At 73.8% G+C, this 20,664-nt stretch carries 16 protein-coding genes; 5 read left to right on the forward strand and 11 right to left on the reverse strand.

All coding sequences use genetic code 11. The annotated features are described in order from the left end of the window. Nucleotides 1-161: 161 nt before the first annotated feature. Nucleotides 162-1,511, reverse strand: a complete 1,350-nt coding sequence (gene murD / locus JQN84_RS15415; protein ID WP_204959079.1) for a UDP-N-acetylmuramoyl-L-alanine--D-glutamate ligase — start codon at nucleotides 1,509-1,511, stop codon at nucleotides 162-164. Between the two features lie 87 nt (nucleotides 1,512-1,598). Here murD and JQN84_RS15420 point away from each other — a divergent pair, with 87 nt between their 5' ends. After that, nucleotides 1,599-2,948 (forward strand): MurL-like N-terminal domain-containing, encoded by a 1,350-nt coding sequence (locus tag JQN84_RS15420; RefSeq protein ID WP_204959080.1) that lies wholly within the window; start codon nucleotides 1,599-1,601, stop codon nucleotides 2,946-2,948. 358 nt (nucleotides 2,949-3,306) lie between these two features. Here the strand turns inward: JQN84_RS15420 and JQN84_RS15425 are convergent, their stop codons facing one another. From JQN84_RS15425 to JQN84_RS15435, 3 genes are all read right to left on the reverse strand, one after another. Further along, nucleotides 3,307-4,983: a PucR family transcriptional regulator gene (locus JQN84_RS15425; protein ID WP_307821240.1), complete on the reverse strand. Its 1,677-nt coding sequence runs from the start codon at nucleotides 4,981-4,983 to the stop codon at nucleotides 3,307-3,309. A gap of 152 nt (nucleotides 4,984-5,135) precedes the next feature. Beyond that, nucleotides 5,136-6,587, reverse strand: a complete 1,452-nt coding sequence (gene argG, locus JQN84_RS15430) for an argininosuccinate synthase (protein ID WP_204959082.1) — start codon at nucleotides 6,585-6,587, stop codon at nucleotides 5,136-5,138. Between the two features lie 56 nt (nucleotides 6,588-6,643). After that, entirely contained in the window at nucleotides 6,644-7,459 is an 816-nt protein-coding gene (locus tag JQN84_RS15435) for a TrmH family RNA methyltransferase (protein WP_204959083.1), read from the reverse strand. A gap of 179 nt (nucleotides 7,460-7,638) precedes the next feature. Here JQN84_RS15435 and JQN84_RS15440 point away from each other — a divergent pair, with 179 nt between their 5' ends. Together JQN84_RS15440 and JQN84_RS15445 are read left to right on the forward strand one after the other, a co-directional pair. Next, the gene (locus JQN84_RS15440; protein WP_204959084.1) at nucleotides 7,639-9,471 is read left to right on the forward strand and encodes a thiamine pyrophosphate-requiring protein; all 1,833 of its coding nucleotides are present in this window, start codon (nucleotides 7,639-7,641) and stop codon (nucleotides 9,469-9,471) included. Nucleotides 9,472-9,744: 273 nt separating this feature from the next. Continuing rightward, entirely contained in the window at nucleotides 9,745-10,350 is a 606-nt protein-coding gene (locus JQN84_RS15445) for a dTMP kinase (RefSeq protein WP_204959085.1), read from the forward strand. 170 nt (nucleotides 10,351-10,520) lie between these two features. Here the strand turns inward: JQN84_RS15445 and JQN84_RS15450 are convergent, their stop codons facing one another. The 4 genes from JQN84_RS15450 to JQN84_RS15465 all read right to left on the reverse strand — a co-directional run bounded on the left by JQN84_RS15450 (nucleotide 10,521) and on the right by JQN84_RS15465 (nucleotide 15,486). Continuing rightward, nucleotides 10,521-12,698: a transglycosylase domain-containing protein gene (locus JQN84_RS15450; RefSeq protein WP_239485505.1), complete on the reverse strand. Its 2,178-nt coding sequence runs from the start codon at nucleotides 12,696-12,698 to the stop codon at nucleotides 10,521-10,523. A 235-nt stretch (nucleotides 12,699-12,933) separates the two neighbouring features. Beyond that, nucleotides 12,934-13,695: a hypothetical protein gene (locus JQN84_RS15455; RefSeq protein WP_204959087.1), complete on the reverse strand. Its 762-nt coding sequence runs from the start codon at nucleotides 13,693-13,695 to the stop codon at nucleotides 12,934-12,936. Nucleotides 13,696-13,901: 206 nt separating this feature from the next. Beyond that, the gene (locus tag JQN84_RS15460; protein ID WP_204959088.1) at nucleotides 13,902-15,008 is read right to left on the reverse strand and encodes an SPFH domain-containing protein; all 1,107 of its coding nucleotides are present in this window, start codon (nucleotides 15,006-15,008) and stop codon (nucleotides 13,902-13,904) included. A 4-nt stretch (nucleotides 15,009-15,012) separates the two neighbouring features. Then, a complete protein-coding gene (locus tag JQN84_RS15465) occupies nucleotides 15,013-15,486 on the reverse strand; it encodes an NfeD family protein (protein ID WP_204959089.1) in 474 nt (157 codons plus the stop codon). Nucleotides 15,487-15,580: 94 nt separating this feature from the next. Here JQN84_RS15465 and JQN84_RS15470 point away from each other — a divergent pair, with 94 nt between their 5' ends. Then, the gene (locus JQN84_RS15470) at nucleotides 15,581-16,894 is read left to right on the forward strand and encodes a serine hydrolase domain-containing protein (RefSeq protein WP_204959090.1); all 1,314 of its coding nucleotides are present in this window, start codon (nucleotides 15,581-15,583) and stop codon (nucleotides 16,892-16,894) included. 40 nt (nucleotides 16,895-16,934) lie between these two features. On the opposite strand, the gene JQN84_RS15475 is transcribed toward JQN84_RS15470, so the two are convergent. After that, the gene (locus JQN84_RS15475; protein ID WP_204959091.1) at nucleotides 16,935-17,747 is read right to left on the reverse strand and encodes a DUF3097 domain-containing protein; all 813 of its coding nucleotides are present in this window, start codon (nucleotides 17,745-17,747) and stop codon (nucleotides 16,935-16,937) included. 146 nt (nucleotides 17,748-17,893) lie between these two features. On the opposite strand from JQN84_RS15475, the gene JQN84_RS15480 reads away from it, so the two are divergent. After that, complete coding sequence (locus JQN84_RS15480; protein WP_204959092.1) at nucleotides 17,894-18,688, forward strand: Rv1486c family protein; 795 nt, start codon at nucleotides 17,894-17,896, stop codon at nucleotides 18,686-18,688. Nucleotides 18,689-18,722: 34 nt separating this feature from the next. Here the strand turns inward: JQN84_RS15480 and JQN84_RS15485 are convergent, their stop codons facing one another. Together JQN84_RS15485 and JQN84_RS15490 are read right to left on the reverse strand one after the other, a co-directional pair. Beyond that, complete coding sequence (locus JQN84_RS15485) at nucleotides 18,723-19,502, reverse strand: HAD-IIA family hydrolase (RefSeq protein ID WP_088645665.1); 780 nt, start codon at nucleotides 19,500-19,502, stop codon at nucleotides 18,723-18,725. Nucleotides 19,503-19,544: 42 nt separating this feature from the next. After that, on the reverse strand, nucleotides 19,545-20,576 hold the full coding sequence (locus tag JQN84_RS15490) for a ferrochelatase (protein ID WP_204959093.1): 1,032 nt from the start codon (nucleotides 20,574-20,576) through the stop codon (nucleotides 19,545-19,547). Nucleotides 20,577-20,664 lie beyond the last annotated feature (88 nt).

The following is a 20,664-nucleotide window of genomic DNA, read 5'->3' on the forward strand; positions in this document are numbered from 1 at the left end:
CGCTGCCACCCCGGCCCGCCGCCGACAACTGCCACTGTGTCGCCCGACCGCCGCCCCGCCTGACACGCCGTCACCCGACCGGCACGGCTGGCGCGGGCGGGGCGGGCGGCACGGCCAGCGCGGGCGGGGCGGCCAGCGCGGGCGGGGCGGCCAGCGCGGGCTCAGCCGGCGGCGGTGGCCCGGATCGCCTCGGCGAACACCTCGGACCGGTGCTCGAAGTTGCGGAACCGGCCGTAGCTGGGCGCCGCCGGGGACAACAGCACCACCCCGTCGGGCGGGGTCACCGCCCGCGACAACCGGACCGCGTCCGTCAGGTCGTCCACCACCTCGGTACGCACCTTCGGCAACCCGGCCAGCGCCGCCACGATCCGGGGGCCGCTGTCCGGAATCCCGATCACGGTCAGCTCCCGCTCGGCCAGGTGCTCGGCCAGCGGCGTGTAGTCCAACCCCCGGTCGGTACCCCCGACGATCACCGTCAACGGCCGCCCGTCGTACGCGTCGATCGCGTGCATCGCCGCGTACGGGCTGGTGGCGAGGGTGTCGTCGACGAAGGTCAGGCCGGACGGGTCGACGATCTCGGTGAGCCGGTGGGCCAGCCCGTGGAACCCGGCGACCGCCACCGCCAGGGTGTCCTTGTCGGCGACCACGTCCACGCCCAGCGCGTCGAGCACGGCGAGCGCCACGCAGAGGTTGCCCGCGTTGTGCCGGCCGACCAGCGGCAGCACCCCCCGGGCGAACAGCGGCCGGTCGCCGAGGTGGAACCAGTCGGTGCCGTCCGGGCCGGTGGCGACGTGCACGCTGTCGGGCAGGCCGGCCCGGATCGCCGTCCGGTCGCCCAGCTCCAGGGCGAGGCGGGGGTCGTTGCCGTTGACCACCACCGTGCGGGGACCGTACGCGATCAGGTTCAGCTTGTCGCGGTAGTACTCGGCCTCACCGCCGTGCGCGTCCAGGTGTTCCGGGAACAGCGAGGTGACCACCGCCACCCGGGGCGAGTCGGTCAGGTCGCTGCACTGGTAGCTGGACAGCTCCAGCACGTACTGCCCGGCCTCGGGCAGGTCGAGGGTGGGCACGCCGATGTTGCCGCCCAGCACGTTGGGCCGGTCCACCGCGGCGAGCAGGTGGCTGATCAGGCTGGACGTGGTCGACTTGCCCTTGCTGCCGGTGACCCCGATCGTCCGGTCGGCATGGTCGGCCATCCACAGCGCGGTGCCCTGGGTGACGGTCGCCCCGTTCGCCCGCAACTCGACCAGCCACGGGTGGGTGTTGGGCACCCCCGGGGAGCGGACGACGACCTCGGCTGCGGCCAGCCGGGCGTACCCCTGCTCGCCGGTGACCAGCGGCGCGGCCTCGGCGAGCGGACCCTCCCAGGCCACCGTGAGGAAGTTGGCGCTGTCGTCGACGGCGACCAGGTCGGCCGGGCCGTGCGCGGCGATGGCGGTCACGGCGGCGCGGCCCTCCCGGCCGGCCCCCCAGACGGCGACGGTACGGCCGCGCAGATCGGACAGGCGCACGAACTCTCCCTGAGGTGTCGACGGCGGTGCGGCGGCCCGGTCCGGCGCAGCGGACCCGGCCGGACGGACCAGGGCCTAGTATGGCGTGTGCCCAACGAGCAGCTCCGGCGGATGGACGCCTTCACCTTCCCGTCGTACGCGTTCGACCCCGCCACCGGCGCGGCGTCGTTCGACTACGCCCTGACCGGCCCCGACGGCGAGCAGCGGTTCACCGAGACGATCACGCTGCCGGTGCCGGCCACGCCGCCGTCGGCGCAGACGCTGGCCACCCTGGGCCGGGTCCTGGAACTGCTGCACGTGGTGGCCGGGGTCAGCTACTACAAGGCCGCCGCCCCGCCGCGCCTGGTGCTGCCGACGCCGCTGGGCGCGGCGGCCACCGCGCTGGTCACCGCCGTCTACACCAAGGGCCTCGCCGAGTACGCCTACCGCAATCGGCTCCCGCACGTGCTGGAGCTGCGCCCCGAGGTGCCGGCCGGCGAGGTCCCGCCACCCCGGGTGTACGACGACTCCGACCGGCGACCGCTGTCGGCCGTCGGTGGGGGCAAGGACTCCATCGTCAGCCTGGAGGCGCTGCGCCGGGGCGGCTTCGACCCGGTGCCGTTCTCGGTCAACCCCAACCACGTGATCGTCGCCGTGAACGAGGCGTCCGGGTTGCCCGCGCTGGCCGCCCGGCGACGGCTCGACCCGGTGCTGTTCGACCTGAACGCCGCCGGGGCGCGCAACGGGCACATCCCGGTCACCGCGATCAACTCGCTGATCGCGGTCGCCACCGCCGTGCTGCACGGGCTCGGGCCGGTGGTGATGTCCAACGAGCGGTCCGCGTCCGACCCGAACCTGATCTGGAACGGTCACGAGATCAACCATCAGTGGTCCAAGGGGGTCGAGGCCGAGGGGCTGCTGCGGGCGGCGCTGGCCGGGCACGCGGGGCTCACCGAGCCGTACTTCTCGTTGCTGCGCCCGCTGTCGGAGCTGCACATCGCCCGGCTGTTCGCCACCATCGACCGCTACGACGCGGTGGTGACCAGCTGCAACGCCGCGTTCAAGCTGCGCGACGCCAGCGCCCGCTGGTGCCGCGACTGCCCGAAGTGCCGGTTCGTCTTCCTCGCCATGGCCCCGTTCATGCCCCGGGAACGGGTGGTCGGCATCTTCGGCGGCGACCTGCTGGCCGACGGGACGCAGATCCCCGGCTACCGGGAACTGCTCGGCGTGGACGGGCACAAGCCGTTCGAGTGCGTCGGCGAGGTGGAGGAGTCGGTGGTGGCGTTGAGCCTGCTGGCCGCCCAGGACCAGTGGCGTGACGCCCCGGTGGTCCGTGCCCTGGTCGACGCGGTGCCCGCCGCCGCCTGGTCGACGGCGGCCACCTCCGACGTCTTCACCCCGGCCGGCCCCCACCACGTCCCCGCCGCCTACGCCAAAACCCTGGACACCCTGACCTGACCCGCTCCCCCGCGCCCTTTCCCCACCCGACCCTCATCGCCCCGGTGATCAAGAGGTTCGCGTCACCGGGGCGGCGAATTCCGACGCATTCCTCTTGATCACGGCGAACCTGCCGGCCGGACGGTCGGTGATCAAGAGGAATGCGTCACCCGGCCAGCGGAATCTGACGCAAACCTCTTGATCGCGGTCGACGGGCAGGCCGCGCGGGCGGTGATCAAGAGGTTCGCGTCACCCCGCCGACGGAATCTGACGTATTTCTCTTGATCACCGGAGACCTGCCGGGCGGGCACGGGCGGGCACGGGCGGGCACGGGGCGGAAGGGTGGCGGGGCGGAAGGGTGGGAGCGGGGGGAGGCGCGTCAGGGGGTGCGGATGGCGTCGAGGGCCAGCAGGGCGACGTGCAGGGAGAGGCAGGCTTCGACCGAGTCGAGGTCGACGCCGAGGATCCGGCCGATCCGGGCCAGCCGTTCGTAGAAGGCCGGTCGGGACAGGTGTGCGGCGACCGCGCCTGCCGACTTGTTGCGGCCCTGCTCCAGGTAGGCACGCAGGGTGCCGAGCAGTTGTTCCCGGGGGTGTTGGGCGTCGTGGGCCAGCAGCGCGCCGAGTTCCCGTTCGACGAAGGTCTGCAACCGGGGCTCGTCGCGTAGCAGGTGCAGCAGGCCGGCCAGTCCGACGTGCGGCAGCCGGAAGACCGGCAGGTCACGGCTGTCCCGGCGGGCGGCCTCGGCGACCTGGCGGGCCTCGACCAGCGAGCGGCGTACCTCCCGTAGGCTCGCCACCCCGGAACCGGCGGCGACGAGCACGCGCGCCGGCTGGTCGGGGTGGCGGCGGCGCAGCGCGGCGGCGAACGCGGCCAGCGCGCGGTCCTCGGCGGCGGCCTCCGGCAGGGCGAGCAGGACCCCCACCGCCTGGTCGTCGACGGGGCTGGTCAGCCCGGTCAGTTTCGCCTCCCGTAGCGCCTGGCCGACCGCTTCGGCGAGGTCACGCAGCCGGGCCGGGCCGGCCTCGGCCGGGCCGCCCTCACCCGGTGCGCCGGATTCGGCCGGGGTGTCGCGGCGGAGCCGGACCATGACGCCGACCAGGTGTCGGCGGTCCAGGGGCACCCCCAACGCCCGCGCCCGCAACGCGATCTCGTCCACCGGCCGGGAGTGGTCGAGCAGGGCGGTGAGCAGCGTGTGGTGCAGTTGCCGTTCCAGCCCTTCGGCGTCGCGGCGGATCAGCCGGCCCAGCGCCAGGGTGGAGGCGGCCCGCTCCACCAGGATGGTCAGCCGGGTGGGCGGCGCACCGACGGGCCGGCCGTCGCCGAGGCCCGCCCGCGCGGGCCAGCGCAGCAGCAGCCGACCCCAGTCCTGTCCGCGCGCGCCGACGGTCGTGACCAGCCAGCCGCTGTCACTGTCGTACGCCGTGCGTCCGGCGGGACGCAGCCGTCGGGAGTGCTGCTCCCAGCCGTCCAGCAGCAGCTCGGCGTTCTCCCCCGCCGGGTCGTAGGCGAGCACCTGCCGGGACAGGTTCTCCAGCACCACCGGGCAGCCGGCCAGCGCGGCGGCCTGCCGGACCACCTCGGCGGTCCCGGCGCCCTCGACGGACAGTTCGGTGAAGCGTTGGTGGATCTCCTCGGCGGCCCGCAGTTCGTGCAGTTGGGCGTCGACGATCAGGGCGTGCACCGCCTCGGTGATCCGCACGAACGGGGTGGGCCGGCGCAACTCGACCAGGGGCAGCCCGCGCCGGGCGGCGGCCACGGCCATCACCCGGGGCACCTCGGTCGGGTAGCGGCGGCCCAGTTCGACCACGAGCCCGGAGACGCCCACCGCGACCAGGTCGCCGATGAAGGCGCGTAGTCCGACGTCGTCGGCGGGCAGCCCGATGCCGGTGGTGAGCACGAGTTCACCGCCGCCGAGCAGGGTGGCGATGTCCGGCACCTCCGTCACGTGCACCCAGCGCACCGGCCGGTCCAGGCCGGTCTCCCCGGCTACCAGCCGGGGCGCGCCGCGGCGGACCGGGTCCAGCGCGAGCACCTCACGGACGGTAGGGAACACGGGCGACAACCTACCCCCGGTGACCCCGGGCCCCGCCATCCACCGTCCGTCACCGCCCCCGACCGACCACGAGGGCGGCTCCGCCGGCCGGGACGGTGAGGGCGGCTCCGCCGGCCGGGGGCGGGGACCGGTCCCGGCCGGCGATGCGACGGTCAGTCGACGCCGAACTCCATCGCGGCCCGGTCGAGGGCCTCGTCGTCGGCGGTGGCGACGCCCCGGGAGGCGATGGCCTCCGCGCCGCCCTGCGGCATCGCCCCGATCAGCCCGGTCGAGGCGGCCTGGGCCGCGCCGATCGCCCGCTGGGGGGTTCCGCCGCCGACCAGGCCGAGGGTGGCGTACTGCTCCAGCTTGGCCCGGGAGTCGGCGATGTCGAGGTTACGCATGGTGAGCTGGCCGATCCGGTCGGACGGGCCGAACGCCGAGTCCTCGGTGCGCTCCATGGACAGCTTGTCCGGGTGGTAGCTGAACGCCGGGCCGGTGGTGTCCAGGATCGAGTAGTCCTCGCCCCGGCGCAGCCGCAGGGTCACCTCGCCGGTGACGGCGGTGCCCACCCAGCGCTGCAACGATTCGCGCAGCATCAGCGCCTGCGGGTCGAGCCAGCGGCCCTCGTACATCAGCCGGCCGAGGCGACGGCCCTCGTGGTGGTAGTTGGCCAGGGTGTCCTCGTTGTGGATGGCGTTGACCAGCCGCTCGTACGCGGCATGCAGCAGCGCCATGCCGGGGGCCTCGTAGATGCCCCGGCTCTTGGCCTCGATGATCCGGTTCTCGATCTGGTCGGACATGCCCAGGCCGTGCCGGCCGCCGATGGCGTTGGCCTCCAGCACCAGGTCGACGGGGCTGCCGAACTCCTTGCCGTTGATCGTCACCGGGCGGCCCTGGTCGAAGCCGATGGTGACGTCCTCGGTGGGGATCTCCACGGACGGGTCCCAGAACCGGACCCCCATGATCGGGCTGACCGTCTCGATGCCGGTGTCGAGGTGTTCCAGGGTCTTCGCCTCGTGGGTGGCGCCCCAGATGTTGGCGTCGGTGGAGTACGCCTTCTCGGTGCTGTCCCGGTAGGGCAGGCCGCGTTCCAGCAGCCACTCCGACATCTCCTTGCGCCCGCCGAGTTCGGTGACGAAGTCGGTGTCCAGCCACGGCTTGTAGATCCGCAGCTGCGGGTTGGCCAGCAGGCCGTAGCGGTAGAACCGCTCGATGTCGTTGCCCTTGAAGGTCGAGCCGTCGCCCCAGATCTGCACGTCGTCGGAGATCATCGCCCGGACCAGCAGGGTCCCGGTCACCGCCCGGCCCAGCGGGGTGGTGTTGAAGTAGGCCCGGCCACCGGAGCGGATGTGGAAGGCGCCGCAGGTCAGCGCGGCCAGCCCCTCCTCGACCAGGGCGGCACGGCAGTCGACCAGGCGGGCGACCTCGGCGCCGTAGCTGAGCGCACGTCCGGGCACCGAGTCGATGTCGGGCTCGTCGTACTGGCCGATGTCGGCGGTGTAGGCGCACGGGACGGCGCCCTTGTCGCGCATCCACGCGACCGCGACCGAGGTGTCGAGGCCGCCGGAGAAGGCGATGCCGACACGTTCGCCGATGGGCAGGGAGGTGAGAACCTTGGACACAAGGAAGATTATGCACCTGCCCGCATTCTCATGCAAATAGCCGGGGGTCGTGGTGACTACCCGTCGACCGGGTCGTCCCGGCCCAGCTCCCAGAACGCCACCGCCGCCGCGGCGGCCACGTTCAACGAGTCCACGCCACGCCGCATCGGGATCACCACCCGCACGTCGCTGGCCGCCTGCGCCGCCCCGGTCAGGCCGGGGCCCTCCGCCCCCAGCAGCAACGCCGCCCGCGCCCGCTGCGCCGGGGTCAACCGCTGCATGGGTACGGCGTCCGCCGCCGGCGTCATCGCGAGCACGGTGAACCCCGCCGCGCGTACCTCGTCCAGGCCGACCGGCCAGCGCTCCAGCTTCGCGTACGGCACCGCGAACACCTCCCCCATGCTGACCCGCACGCTGCGCCGGTAGAGCGGATCGGCGCAGGACGGCGAGAGCAGCACCGCGTCGATGCCGAGCGCGGCGGCCCCCCGGAAGATCGCCCCGAGGTTGGTGTGGTTGTTGATGTCCTCCAGGATCACCACCCGGCGGGCGGCGGCCAGCACCTCGGCGGCGGCGGGCAGGGGCTTGCGGTGGAACGAGGCGAGCACCCCCCGGTGCACGTGGAAGCCGGTCGCCTTCTCCAGCACGTCGGGGGTGGCCGCGTAGACCGGGGCGTCCCCGGTGTCCAGGTCGGCGAGCTGGTCGACCCGCTTCGCGTCGACCAGGTACGACCGGGCCGGGTAGCCGGCCCGCAACGCCCGGCGCAGCACCAGCTCCCCCTCGGCGATGAACAACCCGTGCGGGGGCTCCCAGCGGGTACGCAGCTCGACGTCGGTCAACGCCCGGTAGTCGGCGATCCGGACGTCGTCGGGGTCGGTGATCTCGTGTACGGGCACCGCCCGATTCTGCCCGTCCCCACGGTGCGCGCCCGCAGGGCGGTCCCCACGGTGCGCGCCGGCCCGAACCGGTCGGTCGGGCTCCGGGACCCGGTCGGGTTCTCCCGGGGCGACCGGGTTTCCCAGGGCCTGACGCGGGAAGGGGGCGGGAAGCGGACACGACCGGAGGGACCACCACGATGAGCGCAGCGGGCACCACCGACGGCCGGTTGCCGAAGAACGCCACGGTCGCCGACCACATCGTGGCCCGCCTCGCCGAGTGGGGGGTGCACCGCTACTTCGGCTACCCGGGCGACGGCATCAACGGGATGACCTCCGCCCTGCAACGGGCCGGCGACCGGGTGGAGTTCGTCCAGGTACGCCACGAGGAGACCGCCGGCTTCGCCGCGAGCGCCCACGTCAAGTACGGCGGCGGCCCGCTCGGCTGCGCCCTGGCGACCAGCGGCCCCGGCGCGATCCACCTGCTCAACGGCCTCTACGACGCCAAGCTCGACCACCAGCCGGTGGTGGCCCTGGTCGGCAACACCGCGCTCACCGCCGAGGGCGGCGGCTACTACCAGGAGGTCGATCTGCTCGCCCTCTACAAGGACGTGGCCTCGGACTTCCTGGCCCAGCTCGACGATCCGTCCCAGGTGCGGCACCTGGTGGACCGGGCCTGCCGGACCGCGCTGTCCCGCCGGACGGTGACCGCGCTGGTGCTCCCGTTGGACGTGCAGGACGAGCCGGCGGTCCCGGACCCGCCGCACGCGCACGGCTACTACCACACCAGCGCGGCCCCCAGCAGCATGCCGACCGTGCCCCCGGAGGCGGACCTGCGCCGCGCCGCCGAGGTGCTGCGCGGCGGCGAGAAGGTGGCGATGCTGGTCGGGCAGGGGGCGCTGGGCGCCGAGGCGGAGGTACGGCTGATCGCCGACCGGCTGGGTGCCGGGGTGGCCACCGCGCTGCTCGGCTTCACCGCCGTCGACCACCGTGAGCCGTGGGTGACCGGGGCGATCGGGCTGCTCGGCACCCGGCCGAGCTGGCAGCTCATGCAGGAGTGCGACCGGCTGCTGATCGTCGGCAGCAACATGCCGTACTCGGAGTTCTATCCGCCGCAGGGGCAGGCCCGTGCGGTGCAGATCGACCTGGACGGCACCCGGATGGGGCTGCGCTACCCGACGGAGGTCAACCTGACCGGCGACGCCGGCCCCACCCTGCGGGCGCTGCTGCGGGAGCTGGGTGACGGGCCGACGCCGACCGCCTGGCGTTCGACGGTCGCGGACGCCACCTCGGGGTGGCGGCAGGCCCAGGCGGAGCTGGCCGGGCAGCCGGCGCACCCGGTGAACCCGCAGTTGCTCTTCCACACCCTCAACGACGCGCTGCCCGACGACGCGATGATCGCGGTGGACTGCGGCACCGCCACCGCCTGGTACGCCCGCCACCTCCAGGTCCGCCCCGGCATGCTGGCCAGCCTCTCCGGCACCCTGCTGTCGATGGGCGGGGCCATGCCGTACGCGCTGGCGGCGAAGTTCGCCCACCCGGACCGGCCGGTGGTGGCGCTGATCGGCGACGGGGCGATGCAGATGAACGGGGTCAACGAATTGATCACCGTGGCGAAGAACTGGCGGCAGTGGGCCGACCCGCGTTTCGTGGTGCTGGTGCTCAACAACCGGGATCTGGCGTTCGTCAGTTGGGAACAACGGTCCACCGAGGGCACCCCGCGCTATCCGGCCAGTCAGGACCTGCCCGACGTGGCGTACCACAGGTGGGCCGAGGTGCTGGGCCTGGACGGTGTGCTGGTCGACTCCCCCGACCAGGTCGACGGCCTGTGGCGGCGGGCACTGACCGCCGACCGTCCGGTGGTGGTGAACGCGGTGGTCGACCCGGCGGAGCTGATGCTGCCCCCGCACTTCACCCTCGACCAGGCCCGCAAGACGGCGGCGGCCCTGCTGCGCGGCGACACCGACCGGGCCGGCATCGTCCGCCGGGGCATCCCGGCCACCCTGGCCACCTACCGCCCCCGCCGCCGCTGACACCCACCCGGTCCGACCCGCAGGCCGGGGCCCGCAGGCCGGATGCTGCTCGCAATGTCGCCCGAACAGCGGTATCAAGCGGCAGGGACACCCCTGTTGCGGCGACACTGAGTCGATCATGGAGTGCCGAGTCGGGATCGGGGCGACGGACGAGCCGGTTGCCCGGTCAGGGCCGAGTCACGCGTGGGACCCGGCCACGGCGGGACCGAGCCGGTTGCCCGGGTGGGGGCAGGCGACAGGGGTCCGTTGTCCGGGGTGGCTAGTGTGCCCGGGGTGCGACGATCGACGATGGTGGCGCTGGTGGGCGTGGACGGCTCCGGCAAGTCCACCCAGGCCACCGCCCTGGCCCGGCGACTGAACTCGGCGGGCGTGCCGGCGGTCTACCTGGAGAACGCCGGCGGCCGGCCGCTGTGGAACCGGCTGGCACAGGCGGTGGGCCGCCGCGACGGCGTGCACCTGTTCGGCCGGCGCTGCTATCCGCTGCTGGAGGCGACGGTGCGCTGGCTGGCGCTGGCCCGCGCGGTGGCGGTCACCCGGCTGACCGGGCGGGTCGGGGTGATGGACCGCTGGACCTGGTGCCAGTACGTGATCATGCGGGCCCGGGGTGACCGGGGCGTCCGCCTGGTCCGCGCCGCGTACGTCGTCTTCCCGGAGCCCGACCTGGTCTGCTTCCTGGCGGTCACCCCGGAGTTGGCCCGGCGGCGGGTGCTGGCCCGGGGCATCGACACCGAGGAGTTGGCGCACCTGACCGCGCTGGACGCCGGCTACCGGGCGCTGGCCGGGTTCGCCGGCTTCACCGTGATCGACGGCGATGCCGATCCGACGACGGTGGCCGCCGCCCTGGACCGGGCGGTCGCCACCGCCATCACCCGAAGGTAGGCCAGGCCCGCCCGACGGGTAGGCCCGCCCGCCCGGGGCGGGAGGCAGGCCCGGCCGGGAGGCACGCCCGGCCGGCGGTGGAGCGCAACAGTGGTATCCAGCGGGACGGACACCGCTGTTGCGGCGATGTCGCGTCAATCGCAGCCCGGCCGGGGCCGGGCGACAGCGGGTCAGCCCCGGCGGTTCTGGAGCCAGCGGAGCAGGTCGGACGGGAAGTTCTGGTCCTCCGGCTCCGGGGTCCGGGGCGACGGGCGGGGCGTGGGGCGCTGCGGGTTGCCGGCGAGTTCCCGGCTGGGTGCGGTGAAGTCCCGCACCGGCTGGCCGTCGACCGCGGTGCGGATGGTCCGGGCGACCGCGGTGATCACCTCACCCTGCACCGCCGCGCCGACCGCGTCGCTGGGGTCGTCGGGGTTGGCGGCGATACCGGCGACCGCCACCTGCGGGGTGAACCCGACGAACGTCTCGGTGGCGTTCTTCTCCGAACTGCCGGTCTTGCCGGCCACCGGGCGGCCCACGATCCGGTCCACCCCACCGGCGGTGCTGCCGTTGCACTGCCCGTACGCCGACTGCTGGCCGACCGGGCAGCGGGCCGCGTCGGTGGCCGCCCGCGCCACGTCCGGCGTCAGCACCTGCTTGCAGGACGGCGTGCCGACGGGAACGGTCGAGCCGTCCGGGCCGGTCACCGACACCACGGGCGTCGGCGCGCAGTACGTCCCCTCGGCGGCCACCGTCGCGTAGGCGTTGGCCAGGTCGAGCGGGGTGGTCGCGGACACCCCGAGGGTGAACGCCCCCCAGTTGTCGGCGTCGTGTGCGGCGAGGTCGGCGTCGGTCCCGGCCCGGAAGGTGATCCCGAGGCGCTGCGCCATCTCCACCACCTTGGCCGGGCCGACCTGCTCCTCCAGCCAGACGAAGTAGGTGTTCACCGAGCGGCCGAAGCCGTCCCACATCATCCGGTAGCCGTCCATCCGCGCCGGGTTGGCGTTCGCCGGGCACCACCTGCCGCCGCAGGAGGCCTCGCCCTCGGCGGGGAACCGGGTGGTCAGCCGGCTCGGCGAGTCGAAGCCGGTGGACAGGGTGCGACCGTTCTCCAGCGCGGCGAGCATGGTGAACAGCTTGAACGTCGAGCCGGCCTGGTAGCCGGTGATGCTGCCGCCGCCGGAGACCAGCGGGTTGACGGTCTGCCCGTCGCCCACCCCGTACTCCCGGTTCACGGCCAGGGCGAGCACCCGGCCGGTGCCGGGTTCGACGGCGGCGATCGGCAGCGCACGGGCGTCGTCGGCGGGGTAGACCTTGCGGGCCTCGGCGGCGGCGGTGGCCTGGACGTCCGGGTCGAGGGAGGTGACCACCCGGTAGCCGCCCCGGCGCAGCGCCTGCTCCCGCTCCTGTTCGGTCGCGCCGAAGGCGGGCTGCTCCAGCCACCAGCGGCGCAGGTAGTCGCAGAAGAACCCGGCGTCGGCGGTCACCGCGGCGGTGCAGCCGTTGGGCTGGGCGGTGGGGTGCAGGGTGAGCTTCTCGGCGCGGGCCTCGTCGGCCTGGGCGGCGGTGATCGCGCCGGTGGCGACCATCGAGTCGAGCACGTACCCGCGCCGCTGCAGCGCCGCTTCCCGGTCCCCGTCGATCGGGCTGTACGCGTCGGGCGACTGGACCAGGCCGGCGAGCAGCGCCGACTCGGCGAGGGTCAGGTCGGCCGGCGACTTGCCGAAGTAGCGCTGGCTGGCGGCGGCGACCCCGTACGCTCCGGAGCCGAAGTAGGCGATGTTGAGGTAGCGGTTGAGGATCTCGTCCTTGCTGAGGGTCTTCTCCAGCTCGGTGGCGTACCGGATCTCCTGGAGTTTGCGCCCGACGGTCTGGTCGGTGGCCGCCTGCCGCTCCTCGGCGGTCCGGCTGGGGTCGCTCTTGAGCACGTTGCGCACGTACTGCATGGTCAGCGTGGAGCCACCCTGGGCGGTTCCGCCGCCGGTGACGTTGGCGACCAGGGCGCGGGCCATCCCGCGCAGGTCGGCCCCACCGTGCGAGTAGAAGCGGCGGTCCTCGGCGGCGACGATCGCCTGCCGCAGCGTCGGGGCGATCTCGGCCAGCGGCACGTCGGTGCGGTTGACGTCGTAGAACGTGGTGAGCAGCGTCTTACCGTCGTTGGCGTAGAGGTAGGAACGCTGCGGGGTGGCCGGGGTGCGCAGCGCCGCCGGCAGGTCGTCGAACGCCCCGAGCACCGCCCTGGTGGCGAGCCCCGCGAGCAGGTTGCCCGGCAGCGCGGCGACCGCGAGGACCAGGCCGGCCAGCAGGCCGGCGAGCAGCACGGTGAGCAGCCGCGTCAGCGGCGTCCGGGGTGAGGACATGCGGGTAAGCATTGCCACCACACGGGCCAGCGGCCCACTCCGGCAACCGATTGTCAGGTAACTCACCGTGACCTGCCAGCGACTTCCCCGTCCCGCGGCCCTGCCGTCCCGGTCCGTCCGGTCCATCCCGTCTCTCCCCCGGCTCGGTGATCAAGAGGTTTGGGTGCGTGCCGTCCGGATTCCTGACCCGAACATCTTGATCACCGGGGCGGGCCAGGCGGGGCCGGGCGGGAGCGGGGAGGGAGGGTCAGGGGGTGGTGACGCTGGCGGTGGCGGCGTCGCGGGCGATGGTGGCCGGGACGAGGCGGCCGGAGCGGTAGCCGATGCCGATCCCGGCGACCAGCACGAAGATCGCCCCGAAGGTCTGCACCGGGCCGAACAGCGCGCCGCCGAGGCCGAGCAGCGGGGCGGCGATCATCAACATCACCCCGTCACCGATCGCGAACGCCCCGGACCGGGCCACCGCCCAGCCGATGAGCAGCCAGCCCACGGTGTAACAGGTGGCGCCGAGCAGCACCAGCGTCCGGGCGGTGGTGCCGAAGACGGGGGTCTGCGCGGCGAGGCCGGCGAAGGGCAGCATCAGCACCGTACCGCCGATGCTGCTCAGCAGGCCGGCCACCGCGCCCCGCCGGCTGCGGGTGGCCGCGAGCAGGCCGGTGAGCGCGAGCAGGGCGAGCAGGCCCAGCCAGATCGCCGCCACCCAGCCGAGCAGGTAGAGCGGCTGGCCGTCGGCCGGGTAGGGGGCGTTGCCGACCCCGCCGTCGCCGGCCGTCGCCACCGTGCCGGTCAGCACCGCGTAGGCGGGCAGCAGCCAGACCGCGGCGCGGGCCAGCCGGCGCAGCGACCAGGCCCAACTGGCGTCGGTGGCCGGCGCGGCCGGCCCGGGGTCGCCGACGAAGGGCAGCACCCCGAAGCCGCCGCCGGTGCGCCGGGTGCCCAGCGGCCCCGCCGGGTCGTGTGCGCCGGGAACGGGGGTACGGGAGAACAGCCGCTGCGCCGGGTCCTTCATGCCTCACCTCGTCCGCTCCGCCGGGCTTCGCCGGCTGCCTGCACGGGCGGGCCACCCGGCCGACCCGTCTGCGGTGACGGGTGGCACGGAACGCGTCGACGCCCCGGGCCTGACCACCACCCGTCCCTCAGGACCGATCGTGGCAGGCGTCGGGGCGCCGGATGAGCGTTTTTCACATTTGCCGCCCGGGGTGAGCGGCGGCGGGGTCAGGCCCGTTCGCGCTGGTCGGCCGGGTCGGTGACCAGGCTGGCCGGGGAGACCGGCTCGGGTGCCGGCAGCCCCTTCGGCACGTTGCTGCCGGTGGCCTGCGCCTCGGCGACGCGTACCTCGTCGTGGATCTGCTGGGCGGCGCTCGCCGCCGCCTCGGCCGCCTCGGCGGCCTCCCGCTCGACCTCGCTGGCGGTGCGCTTCGCCTCGGGGGCCGGCTCGTCGCCGACCATCTTGCTCAGCCCGCCCAGCGCGCCGCCCATGCCCTCCAGTGCCTTGGTCAGCTCGGCCGGGACGATCCAGACCTTGTTGGCCGTGCCGTTGGCGATCTGCGGCAGCGCCTGGAGGTACTGGTAGGCCAGCACCTTCTGGCTCGGGTTGGCGGTGTGGATCGCGTCGAAGACCGTCCGGATCGCCTTCGCCTGACCCTCGGCCTGCAGGATGCGGGCCTGCCGGTCACCGTCGGCGCGCAGCACCGCGGCCTGCTTCTCACCCTCGGCGGTGAGGATCTGCGACTGCTTGTGCCCCTCGGCGTTGAGGATGGCCGCCCGGCGGTCCCGCTCGGCGCGCATCTGCTTCTCCATCGAGTCGCGGATGCTCGGCGGCGGCTCGATCGCCTTGATCTCCACCCGGGTGACCTTGATGCCCCACCGGCCGGTGGTCTCGTCGAGCACGCCGGAGAGGTGCCTGTTGATCTCCTCCCGGCTGGTCAGCGCCCGCTCCAGGTCGAGCGAACCGATCACGTTACGCAGCGTCGTGACGGTCAACTGCTCGATCGCCTGGATGAAGTTGGCGATCTCGTAGGTCGCCCGGACCGAGTCGACGACCTTGTAGTAGAGGACGGTGTCGATCGACACCACCAGGTTGTCGGAGGTGATCACCGGCTGCGGCGGGAAACTGACCACCTGCTCCCGCATGTCGACCTTGGTACGCACCGCGTCGACGAACGGGACCAGCAGGTTCAGGCCCGGGTTCAGGGTGCTCTTGTACTTGCCGAGCCGCTCCACCACGTCCTGACGCTGCTGCGGCACGATCCGCACCGCCTTGGCCAGCGTCACCACTATGATCAACGCTACGGCCACCAACAGGACCGCTACAAATTCCATACCGTCACCTTTTCGCTTCCGGCAGCTCGCCGGCTGAGGAAATGTCGTCCTGCCACACCAGGGCGGTCGCGCCCTGGACCTTTATCACCTGCACCCGCGCACCGGGGGCGAAGGTCTGCGTCGCGTCGTACGGACGTGCCGTCCACAACTCGCCGTCGATCTTCACCATGCCCTGTTCGGCATCGACCTGCTCGATCACCAGGGCGGTGGCGCCCTCCAGCGCCTGCACCCCGAACGGCTGCTCGCCGCTGTCGAGCGACGGCCGCATGTGCCGGCGGATGGTCGGCCGGGCGAGCGCCACCGTCAGCGCCGACACCACGGCGAAGACCACCGCCTGCACGGCGACGGGCGCACCCAGCGCGGCGGCCCCGGCGGCGGCGAACGCGCCGACCGCGAACATGATCAGAAACAGCGTCGTCGTGAAGATCTCGGCGACGGCCAACAGCACACCCAGCACGATCCACACCACGGCGTCCACCCCCCGATCGTGACACGTCCACGCGAATCCACCCACTTCTGATGATCAGTAAGCTCAGTTCAGGCCCGTTCCGACCGCCGCCAAGGAGCCGATCGTGACCCTGCTCGCCGAGACCGTCCGTCGGATCGACACCCTGGTGGCACAGACCCAGGCCACCGGGCGTACGCCGTCGTTGGCGCTGGGCGTCGTACGGGACGGGACCCTGGTGCACCTGGCTGCCGCCGGCGACCACCCGCGCCCCCACGCCGCCCTCCAGTACCGGGTGGGCTCGATCACCAAGACGATGACCGCCACGCTGGTCATGCGGGAACGCGACGCCGGCCGGCTCACCCTGGACGACCCGCTGGAGCGGCACCTGCCGGGCACCGCCGTCGGCGGGCTCACCCTGCGCCAGCTCCTCGGCCACGCCAGCGGCCTGCTCCGCGAGCCCGACGGCCCGTGGTGGGAACGCACCGAGGGCACCGACCTGGCCACCCTGGTCGCCGGCGTGAGCACGGACAAGGTCGGCTACCCCGCCTGGCGCGGCTACCACTACTCCAACCTGGCGTACGGGCTGCTCGGCGGGGTGCTGGAGCGGATCACCGGGACGCCCTGGGCGGAGCTGCTGACCACCCGGATCCTCGACCCGCTGGGCCTGCGCCGCACCACCTACCATCCCACCGCGCCGTACGCGCCGGGATACGTGGTGCACCCGTGGCACGACACGCTGCGGGAGGAGCCGCGTACCGACACCGGGGCGATGGCCCCCGCCGGGCAGCTCTGGTCGACGGTGACCGACCTCGCCCGGTGGGCGGCGTTCCTCGCCGACCCCGACCCCGAGGTGCTCGCCGCCGACACCCTCACCGAGATGTGCGCCCCGGTGATACTCAGCGACCTGGACTCCTGGCGCGGCGGCCACGGCCTGGGGCTGGAGCTGTACCGCGAGGGCGACCGGGTGTACGTGGGTCACGGCGGCTCGATGCCCGGCTACGTCGCCGCGCTGACCGTGCACCGGCCCAGCCGGACCGCCGTGGTCGGCTTCGCCAACTCGTACGGGTTCCGCACCGGCCACATCGGTGGGTTGTCCCGGCAACTGCTCACCCTGGTCCTGGACGCCGCGCCGACGCCGGTCACGCCCTGGCGTCCGGCCGCCGCGCCACCGGCGGCGGAACTGGCCGAGCTGACCGGCCGCTGGTGGTGGATGGGCATCGAGTACGAGGTCCGGGCCGACCCGGCCGGCGAGCTGTGGGCCGGCCGACCCGGCGACCCGACGCTGCGGTTCACCCCGACCGGACCGGACCGCTGGCGGGGCCGTTCCGGTGAGGAGGACGGCGAGGTCATGGCCGTGCTCCGCGACCCGGACGGGCGGGCGGTGGGCCTGGACATCGGCACCTTCGTCTTCACCCGCACCCCCGACCAGGAGCCCTGACCGGGCCGCCCATCGGGACCGGTGGGTCGGCCGGCGGGTGTCAGTCGGGTTCGGTGACGAAGTCGATCAGGCGTTCCATCGCGTTGATCAGCGGCGTCTCGACGTCGGCGAAACTGTCCACCCGGGACAGGATGCGCCGCCACATCTCGGCCGGCTCGGCCACCCCGAGGGCCGCGCAGACGCCCTCCTTCCACGGCCGGCCGGGCGGCACCACCGGCCAGGCCCGGATACCCAGCGCGGCCGGCTTCACCGCCTGCCACACGTCGACGTACGGGTGCCCGGTGACCAGCACGTACGGGGAGTTCACCCGGGCCACGATCCGGCTCTCCTTGGAGCCGGGCACCAGGTGGTCGACGAGCACCCCCAACCGGCGGCCGGGGCCGGGGGCGAAGCCGCGCACCTCGGCGTCGAGGGCGTCGATGCCGTCCAACGGCTCCACCACCACGCCCTCGACCCGCAGGTCGTCACCCCAGATCCGCTCCACCAGGGCGGCGTCGTGCACGCCCTCGACCCAGATCCGGCTGGCCTTGGCCACCCGCGCCCGCACGTCGGCCACGGCGATCGACCCGGAGGCGGTCCGGCGACGGGCGGCGGGCACCGGGGCACGGGCCGGCCGGCGCAGGGTCACCGGCTCCCCGTCGAGCAGGAACGCGGCGGGCAGCAGCGGGAAGACCCGCCGCCGGCCGTGCCGGTCCTCCAGCACCACCGCCCCCGACTCGAAGCCGACCACCGCGCCGCAGAACCCGGAGTCGGCGTCCTCCACCACGAGATCCGGCTCGGCGTCGACCTCGGCGGTGACCTTCCGTCGTCGCCAGTCGCCCGCCAGCACGTCCTCGCCGTATCGCCCCGCCATGTCGATCACGCTATCCCCCGCTGCGCCCCGGCACCTCCCGACGCGCCCACCCGATCCGCCACGCGCCGCCGGCCCGGCGGGCCACCCGACCGGCCTTCGATGCGGCAGTCGAGACAGGGACGGCGGGGAGCACGTACCCTTTCGGCATGTCCTCCCCCGCAACGGGCGCGGCCACCCTGGCCGCGCGCCGGTCGAGCCGTTTCGTGGCCTGGGTACGCGCCTGGCGGGCCGGCCTGGTCCCCTTCGACGAGGTCGCCGAGTCGGTCGCCGGCGACGAGGAGCACCTGGTCGCCGACGCGCCGGGCACCTGGCGGGACGTGCCGCTGCGCGAGGCCCTGCCGGCGCTGGCCAAGCTCTCCCCGGACGAGATCCGGCTGGTGCTGCCCGCGCCGGGCGACCCCCGGGGGCTGCCCGGTCCGGGCGACTTCGCCGGGGCCGCGCTGCTGGCCGGGGAGGCCGTGGTGGCCGGTGGGCTCGGGTTGATCCCCGAGGTGCGCACCCACACCTCCGGCTCCGGGATGACCTGGGAAACGGTGCTGTGGCGGGTCTATCCGCTGCCGGCCGACGCGCCGAAGGCGTCGCTGACCGCGCCGGGGGCCGCCGAGGCGGAGGCCGAACTGGCCACCGCGCTGGCCGAGTCGACCGCCGCGCTGACCCGGCTCGACGTGGCCCAGTGGCGGCCCGAACTGGCCGGGGCGCTGGCCGCACTACGTCGCCCGGACGGCGCGACCGACCTGCCGCCCGGGTTCGACCCGCGTTCCCGGCGGCTGTTCGCCCGCGCCGCGGTGCTCGACCGGGTGCTCGCGCTGGCCGGGGAGAGCGCGCCCGGCGGGGCGATCAACAACCACGAGGCGCAGCAGCGCGACGCCGCGCTGCGCCCACTGACCACCGCCTGCCGGCAGGCGCTGGTGGCCGCCTGCAACGCCCCGCTGCGTCCCTGACCGCACCCGGCCGGGCCCGCCGGTCCGGTACGGGTCAGATCTCGTCGATCAGGTCGAGCACCGAGTCGACGATGCGCGACGGCCGGTACGGGTAGCGTTCCGTCTCGGCCCGGGTGCTGATCCCGGTGAGCACCAGGATCGTCTCCAGCCCCGCCTCCAGCCCGCACAGGATGTCGGTGTCCATCCGGTCGCCGATCATCGCGGTGCTCTCGGAGTGCGCGTTGATGGTGTTCAGCGCCGAACGCATCATCATCGGGTTGGGCTTGCCGACGAAGTACGGCTCCACCCCGGTCGCCTTCGAGATCATCGCGGCGACCGATCCGGCGGCGGGCAGCGCGCCCTCCACCGATGGGCCGGTGACGTCCGGGTTGGTGCAGATGAAGCGGGCCCCGTCGTTGATCAGCCGGACCGCCTTGGTGATCGCCTCGAAGCTGTAGGTGCGGGTCTCCCCCAGCACCACGTAGTCCGGGGCGAAGTCGGTCAGCACGTAACCGACGGCGTGCAGCGCGGTGGTCAGCCCCGCCTCCCCGATCACGTACGCGGTGCCGCCCGGCCGCTGGTCGGCGAGGAACTGGGCGGTGGCCAGCGCCGCCGTCCAGATCGCCTCCTCGGGCACCTCGAAGCCCATCCGGGTGAGCCGGGCCTGCAGGTCGCGCGGGGTGTAGATGGAGTTGTTGGTGAGCACCAGGAAGGGTTTGCCGGAGGACCGGAGCCGGTTGACGAACTCCGGTGCGCCGGGCACCGGCTGACCCTCGTGCACCAGCACGCCGTCCATGTCGGTGAGCCAGCTCTGCACCGGCTTGCGGTCAAGCATCTGTCGTCCCAAGGGGGTGTCGGGGAGGGCGGGTGGTCGGCATCAGGGGCGGCGCGCGGCCGGCACGCAGCACGGGGTCGGGCAGGTGTCCCACATCGGCAGCTCACCGAGGCGGCGGCGGGTCGCCGGCCCGTCGGGCGTGGTGCGTTCGGCCACCAGTTCACGCACCATCGCCACGAACCTCGGGTCGGTGCCGGGGGTGCCGGCCCGGACGAAGTCCAGGCCGAGCTGCTTGGCCGTCTCCAACGCCTCGGTGTCGAGATCCCAGACCACCTCGAGGTGATCCGAGACGAACCCGATAGGGCTGACCACCACCCCGGTGACACCCTGCCCGGCGAGGGCGGTCAGGTGGTCGTTGACGTCCGGCTCCAGCCACGGCACCTGCGGTGGGCCGGAGCGGCTCTGCCAGACCAGGTCATAGGGCAGGTCGGGCGCGGCGACGGCGTGCACCAGGCGGGCGGTCTCGGTCAGCTGCGCGGTGTACCGGCCGCCGTGCGGGCCGGCGGTGGCCGCCGCCGAGGTGGGGATGGAGTGCGCGGTGAAGACCAGCCGGGTGGTGTCCCGCCGGGCCGGGTCGAGCTGGGCCAGCGCCGAACGCACCGCGTCGGCGTGCGGCTCGACGAAGCCCGGATGGTCCCAGAACTGCCGCAGCTTGTCGATCACCGGGGCGTCCGGGCCGACGGCGGCCCGCGCGGCGGCGATGTCCTCCTGGTACTGCCGGCACGACGAGTAGCCGCCGTACGCGCTGGTGACGAACGCCAGCGCCCGGGTGACCCCGTCGTCGCGCATCTGCGCCACGGTGTCGGCGAGCATCGGGTCCCAGTTCCGGTTGCCCCAGTAGACGGGCAGGTCGACGTCGTGGGCGGCGAGGTCCGCCCGGATCGCGGCGAGCAGCTCGCGGCACTGCTGGTTGATCGGGGAGACCCCGCCGAAGTGCAGGTAGTGCTCGGCGACCTCGGCCAGCCGCTCGGGCGGCACCCCCCGCCCCCGGGTCACGTTCTCCAGGAAGGGCAGCACGTCCTCGGGCCGCTCCGGGCCACCGAAGGAGACCAGCACCAATGCGTCGTACGACATGGGGTCATTCTCCCCCGCGGTCGGCGACGGCCTGACGACGGCCCCTGGTCATGCGGGTTACGTGGGGGCCCCGCGCCGGGGCCCCCAC

The organism is Micromonospora humidisoli (assembly GCF_016900955.1).
Lineage (GTDB): Bacteria > Actinomycetota > Actinomycetes > Mycobacteriales > Micromonosporaceae > Micromonospora > Micromonospora wenchangensis.

What these genes read in the sequence shown, in the direction of transcription:
- JQN84_RS15440 (WP_204959084.1), top strand. Translation starts at nt 7,639, where the DNA reads ATGAGCGCAGCGGGCACCACCGACGGCCGGTTGCCGAAGAACGCCACG.
- JQN84_RS15450 (WP_239485505.1), bottom strand. Translation starts at nt 12,698, where the DNA reads ATGCTTACCCGCATGTCCTCACCCCGGACGCCGCTGACGCGGCTGCTC.
- JQN84_RS15455 (WP_204959087.1), bottom strand. Translation starts at nt 13,695, where the DNA reads ATGAAGGACCCGGCGCAGCGGCTGTTCTCCCGTACCCCCGTTCCCGGC.
- JQN84_RS15460 (WP_204959088.1), bottom strand. Translation starts at nt 15,008, where the DNA reads ATGGAATTTGTAGCGGTCCTGTTGGTGGCCGTAGCGTTGATCATAGTG.
- JQN84_RS15475 (WP_204959091.1), bottom strand. Translation starts at nt 17,747, where the DNA reads ATGGCGGGGCGATACGGCGAGGACGTGCTGGCGGGCGACTGGCGACGA.
- JQN84_RS15480 (WP_204959092.1), top strand. Translation starts at nt 17,894, where the DNA reads ATGTCCTCCCCCGCAACGGGCGCGGCCACCCTGGCCGCGCGCCGGTCG.
- JQN84_RS15485 (WP_088645665.1), bottom strand. Translation starts at nt 19,502, where the DNA reads ATGCTTGACCGCAAGCCGGTGCAGAGCTGGCTCACCGACATGGACGGC.
- JQN84_RS15490 (WP_204959093.1), bottom strand. Translation starts at nt 20,576, where the DNA reads ATGTCGTACGACGCATTGGTGCTGGTCTCCTTCGGTGGCCCGGAGCGG.